Source organism: Rhodanobacter sp. FW106-PBR-R2A-1-15 (assembly GCF_058789735.1).
The window spans coordinates 1-12,047 of the sequence record NZ_JBYTEM010000001.1; the positions used below are offsets into that span (position 1 = coordinate 1).

Genomic DNA, 12,047 nt, shown 5'->3' on the forward strand with positions numbered 1-12,047 from the left:
TGGGTCTGGTTAGTCGAAGCGCGTATCCTCGCCACTAGACTCGCAAGCTGATTGTTTTGTCGACACCCTCTCAGTGCGGCCAGCGCGAGCGGCGGCTTCATGAACATCGAAGGCGAACTCATGGTCGCTGCATGCCGATCGGGCCTGCGAGGGAGTGCGGGGTCGCACCTGGCCATGGTCGGCGACTACGGTGCCATCGTGCTCGACATGCTGCTGCCTGGGTTGGCCGGCGTGGAGCTGTGCCGCAAGCTGCGCAAGGACGCCGGGATAGCCACGCCCGTGCTGATGCTGAGTGTGCGCGGCTCGACCGACGACAGGATCGATGGCCTGTGGATCGGCGCCGACGACTGCCTGGCAAGACCCTTCGCGGCGAGGGAGCTGCTGGCCCGCCTGTCGGTGCTGATCCGCCGCGATCGGCGCCAGGTCTCCGCCGAGGTGCCGATCGTCAACGACCTGGGGCCGGAAGTGCGGATCTTGCGTGCGACGCGCGCCGGTTGCGCACTCAACCTCTCGCCATCTGCCTCAAGCTGCTGACCATAAGCTCATGCGCGAATCGCCGCACATCGTGAAAAGGCGGGACCTGACCACACCGCCATGACGGCTGCATTGGCGTCAGCGCTCCCGCGGATCGCCCGTGTTTGGTCCGGCGCGGATGCCTACGGCTTTTCTAGCCGCCGCAGGAACACGCCCATTTCCTTCTCGGCCTGCTTGTCGCCGCGCGCGGCTGCCGCGGCGATGCCACGGCGCCAGGCATCGGCGGCCGCCGCGGCGTCGCCGTTGGCCAGGCAGGCCTTGCCGAACAGTTTCCACGCCGCCGAATAGGTCGGGTCGAAGTCGAGCGCGCGGCGCAGTTCGTCGGCCGCCGCGCCGGCGTCGCCTTCGGCCAGCAGCGCGTTGCCCAGCGAGAAGCGCAGCAGCGCACCGTCGCGCGGGCCGCCGCATTGCTGGCGCAGGTTGGCGATCAGGTTCGCGCTCATGGCTGCACGCGGTAGCGCCAGTCGTCGGCCGGGTAGATCCGGGTCGGCTGGGCCGGTTCCGGCGGGATCAGCCCGGCGCGCAGGTCGGCCAGCGAGGTGGCCGGCCAGACCACCAGCCACGACGAGCGGAATGGCTGCGCCAGCAGCGCGTAGCGCAGGTCGTTCGCATCCGGTCTGTGTACGTGCAGCACGATCAGGCCGTTGGGATGGGCGCGGGCGAAGTCCTGCACGGCCTGGTTCTGCACCACCGGGTTGCCCAGTAGTTCCGTGATCGGCCGGGTCAGCCGGCCCTCGAAATGGAACTGGCCCTCGTAATTGCCGAGGAAGGCGATCGCCTGGTTGGCCTGGTCGGCGGCGCCGAGCAGGCGCGCGGCGGGGCGCAGGTCGTAGCGCGGCCACAGGGTCAGCGTGAACAGCGTGTTGAGCGCCAGCACGCCGATCAGCCCGGCCACCGCCAGGCGGCGCAGCTCGCCGCGGCCGCGCAGCAGCAGCAGTGCGCCCAGCAGCAGGAACACCACGCTGAAGTAGCGGCTGTACGGCGCCGCCGCGTCGGCCCACTCGCCATGCAGGTGATTGCCCGCCACCAGCAGCGGCAGCAGGAACAGCGCCACGGCAAACGCGATGCCGCCCACGCCCAGCGGCCAGGTGCCGATCCAGCCGTTGTAGGCCAGGTTCGGCCGGCGCTCGCGCAGCACGGCGATCGCACCGGCCAGCAGCAGGGTGATGCCGCCGAGTTCCGGCAGCGGGTAGTACAACTGCTTGCCGCTGATCAGCGACAGCATGAGGAAGGTGGGCAGCAGCCAGCACAGCGCGAAGCGCAGACCCGCTTCCAGCGGCCGGCGCAGCGCGGCCACCGCCAGCCAGGCGCGCGGCCAGCCGCTGAACGGGAACAGCATCACCGGCAGCCACAGCAGGTAGAACCAGATCGGCTCAGCGTGGTTCTGCAGGTCCTTGCCCTGGGCCAGCTTGTCGACCACGCGGCCGGCGGTCTGGGTGAAGAACAGCCGCTGCCGGTACGCCCCGCCGCCGGAGTAGCCGGCCGGCAGCGCCCAGGCCAGCAGCATCGCGCCGCCGAGCAGCAGCGCCAGCAAGCCGCGGCCGTACCAGCGCGCGCGATGCTGGCCGGCCCAGTCGTTCCACAGCGGACCGAGCAGCCAGGGGAAGGCCACGTGCAGCAGCATCACCGGGCCCTTGGTCAGCAGCCCGAAACCCACGCACAGGCCGAACAACAACCAGCGCGGCTCGCTGCGTTGCGCCTTCGGCGTCAGGCACAGCAGCGCGGCCAGCGTCCACACCGCCAGCAGTACGTCATACATGATCTGCAGGCCGAACAGGAACGCGTAGCCGAACGCCAGCAGCATCCACGGCGCCGCCTTGGCCATCCACGGCCGCTGCGGGAACAACCGCCGGGCCAGCAGTGAGACCAGCACCAGTTGCGTGCCGCCGACCAGCACCTCCAGCACGCGCGGCCAGACGTCATTGACGCCGAAGGCGAACCAGCCGGCGTGGATCAGCCAGAACAGCAACGGCGCCTTCTCGCTGTACGGCAGGCCGTTGATGTGCGGCACCAGCCAGTGGCCCTGGTTCCACATTTCCCACGCCACCGCCAGGGTGCGGGTGGAATACAGCGGCATCGGCCCGTGCGAGAAGATCGCCAGCAGCGCCACCACCGCCCACAGCGGCAGCCAGGGCCAGACCGCACGCAGTTGTTCGGAACGGTTGTAGGGAGGGCTCATGGACACGGGCAGGCTCATGGCGGGCGGAAGACGGATTCTAGACCGCGCGGGGCGACGGCAAGTCCAGCGGCGCGGGGCCGGCGGTTCAGGCCGGCCCCCAGTAGCCGATGCGCCGGCGGATCTTCAGCTTGCGCCACAGGTTCAGCGGCTTGCGCCGGCGATTCCTCGCGCCGCGGGCGATGAAGGTGTCGATCGCCTGCAGCACACGCTCGCTGGAGTGGCCGTCGCGGTAGGGGTGGATCGCGTCGGCGTACGCGCGGATCGCTGCCATCAATTCCGGCGGGCGGCTCAGCGCGCGCTCGATCGCCGGCTCGAAGTCCTTCGCCTCGTGGATATCGATCAGCTGCGGGCCGGGCCGGCGGTTGTCGAAAGTGACCACCGGCTTGCCGGTGAGCAGGAACTCGTTGAGTGCGGAGGAGGTGTCCGAGCACATCATGTCGACCTGCGGGAACAGCTCCAGGATGTTGTCGTTCTCGGCGAAGGTGAGGTACTCGTTCTGCAGCGCCTTGAACTTCGCCGTGGTCTCCGGGTTCATCTTCGGGTGGAAAGTGACGATCCAGCGCCAGCGGCCGTCGCGCGACAGCCGCTTCACTTCCTCGTACAGCGTCTCGGCCGCGCTCCACGAGGGCGAGAAGGTGGAGTGGTACAGGATCACCGGCGGCGTGCGCACCGGCGGCAGCGGGCCGCTGATCTCCTGCATGAACGGGTCGAGCTTGGGGAAGCCGGTCTCGATCACGCTGAAGTGACCGACCTTGTCCGCGATGGCCTGGAACTGCGCGGTGTCGCGCGGGCCGGTGGTGCAGTACAGGTCGAAGAAGCCGCGCACGTAGATATGGCGTGGCTTGCCGGCGTCGAAGCCGTGGAAGGTCTCCACCTTCACGCCGGGAAAGAAATGCGGCACGGCGTTGGACGAGGTGATCACTGCGAGCGGTTGCCACGCGCGTACCTCGGCCACGCTCAGCAGGCGTTCGCCCGCGACCAGGTCCTCTGCGCCGGGGCCGTCGAAGAACCAGGCCGCCTCGTCGCCGCGGGCGCGGATGGCTTCCTGCAGCGGGCGCAGGATGGCCAGCGCGTAGCGTTCGGAGCCGTAGAGCAGGTAGTGTTTTCTGAAAGACATGGGCGAGTCGGAAGCGGTGTGAATTGCAAGAGTTACAGAATGCAGGTTATGGCAGGCCCCGCACCCTCACCTTCCCACAGGGGGATTTCCTGCGGTCACAATCCTCTCCCGGAGGGAGAGGAGGCGAAGGTGCCGGGCGGGTTCGCTTGAGCATGCTGCGTCGCGAACCGGTGCTTCAGCGATCCAGGTGATGCTTGTTCAATAAATCGGTCGCGTCCGCGACCGATTTGGGGTTGTTGACCATTTCGTAGTAGCGCATGCGCTTGTACAGCGCGTAGCTGGCGGCGGTCTGCGCGATCAGGAAGCCGCGCCAGCCGTCCAGGCAGGCCAGCCGGAACAGGTAGTCCTTGAGGAAGGCCAGCGCGTAGACGAACGGCGCCTGCCACATCCGCACCGGCTTGCGCCGGTCCAGCCAGTCGCGGCACTTCAGTTCGGCGTAGCGCAGCACCTTGAGCTGCTTGTGCGCCAGGGTGGGGTTGTTGGCGTGGTCGAACGGCGCGTCGAAGGTGGGCGCGCGGCCCTCGAAACGCAGCGATTCGTGCACCCGCACGTCGCTCCAGCGCGCGCGGTCGCGGTGGTACAGCCGCGCCAGCTGCTCGCCCACGTTCGGCCGATACCAGCGCATCGGCCGGCCCATGTAGATCGTGCGTCGGCGCAGGTACGCCGCCGGCGCATCGCCGGCCATCAGCGCGGGCAAGCGGCGTTCCAGCTCGGCGGCGAGTGCCGGGCTGAGGTATTCGTCGGCGTCCAGCACCAGGATCCAGTCGTGCGTGCACTGCGTGCTGGCAAAGTTGCGCTGCGCGCCAAAACCCAGCCAGTCCTGGTGCACCACGCGCGCGCCATGCGCCTGCGCGATCGCGACCGTGTCGTCGTCGCTGCCGGAGTCGACCACCAGCTTCTCGGCGGCGAACGGCACGCTGTCCAGGCAGCGCGCGATGCTGCCGGCCTCGTTGCGGGTGATGACGGCGAGGGTCAGCGGGAACGTGGGCATGGGCGGATTCTAGCCGAAGCCGGGATTGTGCCTGCGCGCCGGAGGCATGAACGGGTTGTGCATCGGGCCAAGCCGGTCGCATCCTTGTGCGGGAATCCATGACACTATGCGCCGATCGACCGCGGATCCGGCGTCACCTTCCTCTTCTCGCAACGGTAGCCAACGGCAGCGCATGAAACGGATCCTCGTCACCGGCGGTGCCGGCTTCCTCGGTTCGCACCTGTGCGATCGCCTGCTCCACGACGGCCACGACGTGCTGTGCGTGGACAACTTCTTCACCGGCAGCAAGCGCAACGTCGCGCACCTGCTCAGCCACCCGTACTTCGAGCTGATGCGCCACGACGTGACCTTCCCGCTGTACGTGGAAGTGGAGCGCATCTTCAACTTGGCCTGTCCGGCCTCGCCGGTGCACTACCAGCACGATCCGGTGCAGACCACCAAGACCAGCGTGCACGGCGCGATCAACATGCTGGGCCTGGCCAAGCGGGTGAAGGCGCGCATCCTGCAGGCCTCCACCAGCGAGGTCTACGGCGACCCGGAAGTGCACCCGCAGGTCGAGGGCTACTGGGGCAAGGTCAATCCGATCGGCATCCGCAGCTGCTACGACGAGGGCAAGCGCTGCGCCGAGACGCTGTTCTTCGACTACCACCGCCAGCACGCGCTGGACATCAAGGTGGTGCGCATCTTCAATACCTACGGCCCGCGCATGCATCCGAACGATGGCCGGGTGGTGAGCAATTTCATCATGCAGGCGTTGCGCGGCGAGGACATCACCATCTACGGCGACGGCAGCCAGACGCGCAGCTTCTGCTACGTCGACGACCTGATCGAGGCGATCGTGCGCATGATGGAATCCGAACGCGGCTTCACCGGCCCGGTGAACATCGGCAACCCGGTCGAGCACACCATGCTGGAGCTGGCCGAGAAGGTGCTGGCCCTGGTCGGCGGCCGCTCGAAACTGGCGTACCGGCCGTTGCCGTCGGACGACCCGCGCCAGCGCCAGCCCGACATCGGCGTGGCGCGCGGGCAGCTCGGCTGGCAGCCGACGGTGGCGCTGGAGGATGGCCTGAAGGAAACCATCGGCTATTTCCGCCGCCTGCTGCAGGACGGTGCTGCGGCATGACCAGCTTCGCGGTCGTCGTGACCAGCTACAACTACCGTGCGTTCGTCGGCACCGCGGTCGACAGCGCGCTGGCGCAGAGCCGCGCGCCGATGCAGGTGATCGTGGTCGACGACGGTTCCACCGACGGCACGCCGGCCCACCTGCGCGAGCGCTACGGCCACGATCCGCGGGTCACCCTGGTCTGCGGCGAGAACGGCGGCCAGCTGGTGGCGTTCCAGCGCGGCGTGGCGCATGCCCGCGCGGACGTGATCTGCTTCCTCGACGCCGACGATCGCTGGGAGCCGGATTACCTGGCGCGCCTCGGCGAGCTCTACGACAGCCGCCGCGACGTCGATTTCGTGTTCTCCGACATGCAGCTGTTCGGCGACGAGCAGCGCTGGATGGGCTACGCCGCGCAGTCGCGCGACCTCGGCTTCACGGCGATCAGCACTTACTTGCTGATGCACTGGTACGGCGCCCCCACCTCGGCGTTGTCGATGCGTGCGCTGTGGGCGCGCCGCACGCTGGAGCTGCCGGCGGAGCTGGGCCAGACTTGGCGGCTGTCCGCCGACAACTGCCTGGTGTTCGGCGCCAGCGTGCTGGGTGCGCACAAGTACTACCTGCGCACCGGCGCGGTGCATTACCGCATCCATGGCAACAACGGCTGGTGGGGCAGGCAGACGCCGGCCACGACCTACCTCAACCGGTTCCGCTCGCGCTGCCTGATCGGGATCTACGCCCGCAGCATCGGTCTGGACGAGCGTTGCCTGGAAAGCGTCAAGCACGAGTTCCGCACCAAGCCGGATCCCTCCTGGCGCGAGGCCCGGCACTACGCGAAGCTGGCGCGCCTGCGCCACGGCTCGTGGCTGCGCAACCAGCAGCATGCCGCGTCGATCCTGTGGTCGACGCTCAAGCGGCGCCGGCCCGGCGCGGCCACGCGGCCGGCGACGGACTGAGCGGGTCGCCATGCGCATCAGCGTTGCCGTGATCACCTACAACTGGCCAGCGGCACTGGAACGGGTGCTGCGCGCGCTGGCCGCGCAGAGCGAGCTGCCGCACGAGGTGATCGTCACCGACGACGGCTCGCGCGAGGAAACCCGCCAGCTGCTTGAGCGGCTGGCCGTCGACTACCCGGTGCGCCTGGTGCACCTGTGGCAGAGCGACGACGGCGCGCGCATGAGCCGCGCACGCAACCGCGCGATCGCTGCTGCGCAGGGCGACTACGTGATCCTGCTCGACGGCGACATGGTCGCCGAGCGCCACTTCGTCGCCGACCATCGGGCGTTCGCGCGCCGCGGCTGCTTCGTGCAGGGTTCGCGCGTGCTGACCGACGCCGCGCTCACCGCGCGCATGCTGGAGCGCGGCGCAGCCACGCCGGGCTTCTTCAGCCGCGGCATCGAGCGGCGCCGGCACACCCTGCGCCTGCCATGGCTGGCGCGCTGGTATGCCAGGCCCGGCACCAAGCAACGCGGCATCAAGAGCTGCAACATGGCGTTCTGGCGTGACGACCTGCTGCGCCTGAACGGCTTCAACGAGGCGATGACCGGCTGGGGTCGCGAGGATACCGAGCTGGCGCTGCGCGCGTTCCATGCCGGGCTGCTGCGGCGCGAGCTGCGCTTCAGCGCGCTGGCCACCCACCTCTACCACCCCACCCGCAAGCACGTGGTCGGCAACCCGAACGACCGCATCGTGGACGACACGCGCTCGCGCCGGCTGCTGCGTTGCGAGCGCGGCGTCGAGCAGCATCTGGCCGAGTTCGCCGATGCGCCGCCCGACCTGCGCGCGCAACCGGCTCAGCCGAGCTGACGCAAGGCGGCGTCCAGCTGCGCGGCGAAGCCCGCCTCGTTCGACTCGAACCAGGCCCGCGCCTGTGCGCCCAGCGCCGCGCGTTCGGCTTCACTCATCGCCAGCAGGCGTTCGATGGCGGCCTCCAGCGCCGCCTCGTCGAAGCGGTGCAGGGTGCTCAGGTTGAATGGCCCGGTTTCACCCGCGTCGATCAGGATGCCGCGTGCCGGGGTGACCAGTTCGTTCATCGGCGGTGCGTTGCAGGTGAGCACCACCGCGCCGCAGCTCATCGCCTCGACCAGGTAGTGGCCCCAGCCCTCGGTCTCCGACAGGCACAGGTGAAACAGGTGGGTGTTCTGCAGCCGGCGGATCTCGCGCACGTCGCTTGGGTAGCCGATCCGGTGCTCGATGTTGTCCGGCACCGGCCCGGTCAGCGGGGTGGCGGTGCGCGGCGACTGCAGTACCAGCAGCCGCGGCCATTCCGGATGCCGCTGCCACAGTGCCAGCAGCCGCTGCGTGCCCTTCATCCGGCTGGCGCCGGCCAGGTGCAGGAAGGTCGGTTGCCGCGGAATCTCCGGCTGCAGGCAATCGGTGCTGCGGAAGCCGATGTGCAGGGCGCGGCAACCACGGGCGGAGAACAGCTCGACGGCATGGCGGGTCTTGCACAGGATCGCGTCGTGGCGGGTCAGGTAGCGCTGGCTGCGCGACGACAGCCATTCCGGATTCGGCACCAGCAGGTTCAGCCGGGCCAGCCCGAACCAGTCCGGGCGCACATGCTCCAGCGCGATGTTGATGTCGTAGGGCTTAGCATGCCGATCGGCGTGGCGCAGTCGTTGCCACCACATGCGCGCATGCGCCAGCCATGCCTTGCGGCGGCCGTCATGCCGGTGCGGGCCGAGCCGAGTCACCTGGACCTGGTGGCCCAGCGCGACCAGGGCCGAAGACAGCAGCCGGATGTCGTGGCTGAGGCCGCGCTGGTTGTCCCATGCAAGCAGATTGATGCGGGCCATGGGGGTCAGCGGGACGAGACGCTGCAGCGCAGGCGGCCGATGCTGACGGCCAGGCCCGACACCAGGAACAGATAAAGCGATTGCGGCATGGCCCGATAGAACACGTTGTCGCCGAACGCGCACAGGACGTACATGCCGATCACCATCACGCCGGCTGCGGCCGCTGCGGCGACCGGCTCCTGCGGGTGGCCGAGGTGGCGGGCGAAAAAGCCCAGCGGCACGGCGAGGAACAGCAGCAGCACCAGCAGTGCGGGCAGGCCGCCGGCCACCATCGACTCAAGGTACTCGCTGTGCGGGTGCACATACTTGGCAATCAACGGACTGGCCTGGCCCATGGCCACCTGCTCGCGCACACGGACGCCGAACTGGTCCAGGCCGATGCCGGCCAGCGGGTGCTCGCGGAATGCCTGCCACGCCGTACGCCACATCTCCAGCCGTTCGCCGACGGCCGTGGCGCCGCCATCGCTGCCGCCGTTGCCGAAACTGGCGATCTGGACCGGGACGGCGGTCAGCCGCTCGACCATCTCCCGGTGCAGCGTGGCGGTGACCGCCAGCATGCCGATCACGGTCACCGCGAACAACAGCAGCACCCGGCGCCAATGCCGCGAACGCATGGCGTACCACAGCATCAGTCCGAGGTAGACCGGAGCGAACGACAGCAGCGGGCCGCGGCTCTGGGTCAGTACCGCGCCGTACAGGCCGACCACCACGGCCGCGACGTGCAGCCAGCGCTCGCCGCGCGAGGTCCCTGGCCGCAACGCCTGCAGCATCGCCAGCAGCACCAGCACCAGCAGGTACATCGCAAACTCGACGGCGGCCCAGTCACCGCCGTTCAATCCGTAGGGGCGGTCGACGCCCAGCGCGTAGCGCTGGTACAGGCTCGCCGCGCCCAGCAGCATGGCGGTCAGGCTGAAGCCGATCGCGACCACCCGCTGCTTCACCGGCAGGGTGAACACGGCCGCGATGCCCAGGAACAGCACGGTCTGCGCCGGCAGGTCGAGGGTGGACCAGTCGAGCCGGTGGCCCAGGAAGTTGCCGATGTCATACAGCAGGCGCAGCGCGCAGACGGCGATGACCGGCCAGGCCAGTCGCCAGGCCTGCCGGCTCTCCGCCCGCGTGACTAGCAGGACCACGCCGACCACGAACAGCAGGGTCATCGGCAGGATCTTGAAGCGCCCGGATACGGCGAAACACAGCGGCATGATTGCCAGCAGCAGCGAAACGGTCCAGAGCTGCCATGAAGCGGGTTGAGCGCGCACGCGAGAAACCTGTCGAACCAACGTGTAATCCCTGTCTGATAATGCTAACGGGCCAGCGTCCTCGACACGGCATGCGCGCGTTGCATCGTAACGTGTAGGTTCATCTTCCATGTGCGCCGTTCCATGGGCATGTCGTGAAGTTGCGAAGTACGTCACCGCTCAGGGCTTGTGAAGAAAACCACCTCCTATGGTTTTCTTCAGTCGCGAGTCCGGCACATGTCCGGACTCGCTCACGCGAATCAGGCACTTGCGTGCCCGATCCGCGTCCGGCCATCCATGGCCGGGCTTCGAGGTTGAAAAACTCACAACCTTTCAGGGCGCGTCGTCCGCTTCCTGGTCCGCGGCGATGCCGGGTACGCAGCCGGGCGTCACCGCATCCACCTTGAACATCCACCACTCGCGGCGGTTGGCGTGACCCACGTAGGTGGCGCGATGACGATCCACACACGTGCCCATCGCCTCATCGAGGCTGAAGATCCAGCGCTGCGCAGGATCTTGCCGGAGCCAGTCGATCGCCTCCGCATATTGTTGCGGCCAGGGTTTCAGGAAGCCGAACTCGGCGACCGGGCCTTGTGCCATCAGCAGGTTCTGCTCCTTCCAGGCGAGCAGGCCGATGGTGGCGTCCGGCCCGGCGATCGCGCGTGCCTGCACCATCACCTCGCGCGCCGAGCGGTCGCCGTTGAGCATCGGGTAGCCCCACAGGCCGTACACGCTCCACAGCGCGCCGGCGAACAGCAGCCAGCCCAGCGGCGCGCGGCGCAGCCGGGTGAGCGCCACGATGACCAGGCCGGCCACGCCGATGGTCAGCAGCATCCACCAGATTTGCGGGTCGAGGCTCTGCTCGATCTTCACCGCCCAGGTCGGATGGCGATGGATCGCCAGCGCAGCGGCGATGCTCAGGCCGCCGGCCAGCAGCGTGGTCAGCGCGCACACCGCGAGGCGCACGCCGCGCCGGCGCAGCAGGCTGGGCAGCAGCGGCGCCAGCGCCAGCGCGGTCATCGGCAGCGCCGGCAGGATATAGACGTCGCGCTTGCCCGGACTGAACGAAAAGAACAGCAGCACCAGCACGATCCAGCCCAGCGGCAGCAGCAGGCGCGCGTCGCGCCGCTTCAGCCGCCGCCACCACGCCGGGATGGCCCACGGCAACAGCAGCGACAGCGGCAGCCAGTCGACCACGATGATGCCGAGGAAGTAGAACGGCGAGTGGAGGTGGCCGGTGGGGGTGGCGTAGCGGTGCACGGTCTGCCCGAACAGGATGTTCTGCACGTACTCGGCGTGCTGCGGGTCGCCGTCGGCGTGCGCCACCAGCAGCATCGGCAGCAGCCAGCCGAGAATCGGCAGGAAGAACATCGCTAGCCCGCCGGCCCAGCGCCAACCGCCGACGGGCAGCGCCAGGTGCCGCCAGTGGCCGCGACGCGCGACCAGGTACGGTACCAGCATCAAGAGCGCCAGCACGCCGACGCCTTTGGTCGCCACGCCCAGCCCGGCGAAGAAGCAGCCCGCGGCGAACCAGCGCCACGACGGCCCCAGCAGCAGGTGGCGCAGCAGGCCGTAATTGGCCAGCGTCATCCAGCCCAGCAGCAGCGGGTCGATCTGCGCGTTGCGCATCTGGTAGGTGAAGTGGATGGTGACCAGCAGCGTGGCGGCGGCCAGCAGCGCGCTGCGGTGGTTCCACAGCCGGCGCGCCAGATCGTAGACCAGCGCCAGTGCGGTGAGTGCGGCGAGCAGCGAGGGCAGCAGGAAGGCGATGCGCCAGTCGCGCATCACGTAGTAGCTGAGCGCCTGCAGCCACATGAACACCGGCGGCTTGTCCGGGTACAGCTCGTGGCCGCGGTGTGGGAACAGCCACTGGCCATGCTCGACCATCCACCGCGCCACCAGCGCGAAGCGCGGCTCGTCGGACGGCCATGGGTCGCGCAGGCCGAGGCCGAGGCCGAGCAGCAGCAGCGCGAACACGCCGAACAGCAGCAGCTCCGAACGGGCGCTGCGCAGCCACAGCGGGCGCGCTTGGGACAGGGAAGGCTTCACGCGGGAGGGTCGGCGGCGGTTGGGGGAGTGCCAAGCATAGCC

At 68.9% G+C, this 12,047-nt stretch carries 11 protein-coding genes; 4 read left to right on the forward strand and 7 right to left on the reverse strand.

Annotated features, from left to right (window positions below; genetic code table 11):
• Positions 1 to 99: 99 nt before the first annotated feature.
• Positions 100 to 534 (forward strand): response regulator, encoded by a 435-nt coding sequence (locus AC3WTD_RS00005; protein ID WP_492612626.1) that lies wholly within the window; start codon positions 100 to 102, stop codon positions 532 to 534.
• A gap of 122 nt (positions 535 to 656) precedes the next feature.
• Here the strand turns inward: AC3WTD_RS00005 and AC3WTD_RS00010 are convergent, their stop codons facing one another.
• The 4 genes from AC3WTD_RS00010 to AC3WTD_RS00025 form a co-directional block, all read right to left on the reverse strand.
• Positions 657 to 977, reverse strand: coding sequence for a hypothetical protein (locus AC3WTD_RS00010; protein ID WP_492612627.1), 321 nt, complete (start codon positions 975 to 977; stop codon positions 657 to 659).
• Positions 974 to 2,713 (reverse strand): ArnT family glycosyltransferase, encoded by a 1,740-nt coding sequence (locus AC3WTD_RS00015; protein ID WP_492612628.1) that lies wholly within the window; start codon positions 2,711 to 2,713, stop codon positions 974 to 976. The genes AC3WTD_RS00010 and AC3WTD_RS00015 overlap by 4 nt, the downstream gene beginning before the upstream one ends.
• 85 nt (positions 2,714 to 2,798) lie before the next feature.
• Positions 2,799 to 3,830, reverse strand: coding sequence for a CDP-glycerol glycerophosphotransferase family protein (locus AC3WTD_RS00020; RefSeq protein ID WP_027493244.1), 1,032 nt, complete (start codon positions 3,828 to 3,830; stop codon positions 2,799 to 2,801).
• Positions 3,831 to 4,005: 175 nt separating this feature from the next.
• A complete protein-coding gene (locus AC3WTD_RS00025; protein ID WP_027493245.1) occupies positions 4,006 to 4,821 on the reverse strand; it encodes a glycosyltransferase family 2 protein in 816 nt (271 codons plus the stop codon).
• Between the two features lie 172 nt (positions 4,822 to 4,993).
• On the opposite strand from AC3WTD_RS00025, the gene AC3WTD_RS00030 reads away from it, so the two are divergent.
• From AC3WTD_RS00030 to AC3WTD_RS00040, 3 genes are read left to right on the forward strand one after another with little or no spacing between them, the layout of a single operon-like run.
• A complete protein-coding gene (locus AC3WTD_RS00030; protein WP_492612629.1) occupies positions 4,994 to 5,944 on the forward strand; it encodes a UDP-glucuronic acid decarboxylase family protein in 951 nt (316 codons plus the stop codon).
• Positions 5,941 to 6,879 (forward strand): glycosyltransferase family 2 protein, encoded by a 939-nt coding sequence (locus AC3WTD_RS00035; RefSeq protein WP_492612630.1) that lies wholly within the window; start codon positions 5,941 to 5,943, stop codon positions 6,877 to 6,879. The genes AC3WTD_RS00030 and AC3WTD_RS00035 overlap by 4 nt, the downstream gene beginning before the upstream one ends.
• A 10-nt stretch (positions 6,880 to 6,889) precedes the next feature.
• Positions 6,890 to 7,729, forward strand: coding sequence for a glycosyltransferase family 2 protein (locus tag AC3WTD_RS00040; protein WP_027493248.1), 840 nt, complete (start codon positions 6,890 to 6,892; stop codon positions 7,727 to 7,729).
• Here AC3WTD_RS00040 and AC3WTD_RS00045 read toward each other — a convergent pair.
• From AC3WTD_RS00045 to AC3WTD_RS00055, 3 genes are all read right to left on the reverse strand, one after another.
• Positions 7,717 to 8,718 (reverse strand): glycosyltransferase, encoded by a 1,002-nt coding sequence (locus AC3WTD_RS00045; protein WP_027493249.1) that lies wholly within the window; start codon positions 8,716 to 8,718, stop codon positions 7,717 to 7,719. The genes AC3WTD_RS00040 and AC3WTD_RS00045 overlap by 13 nt on opposite strands.
• A 5-nt stretch (positions 8,719 to 8,723) precedes the next feature.
• Positions 8,724 to 9,977: an O-antigen ligase family protein gene (locus tag AC3WTD_RS00050; RefSeq protein ID WP_492612631.1), complete on the reverse strand. Its 1,254-nt coding sequence runs from the start codon at positions 9,975 to 9,977 to the stop codon at positions 8,724 to 8,726.
• Between the two features lie 312 nt (positions 9,978 to 10,289).
• Complete coding sequence (locus AC3WTD_RS00055) at positions 10,290 to 12,005, reverse strand: ArnT family glycosyltransferase (RefSeq protein WP_492612632.1); 1,716 nt, start codon at positions 12,003 to 12,005, stop codon at positions 10,290 to 10,292.
• Positions 12,006 to 12,047 lie beyond the last annotated feature (42 nt).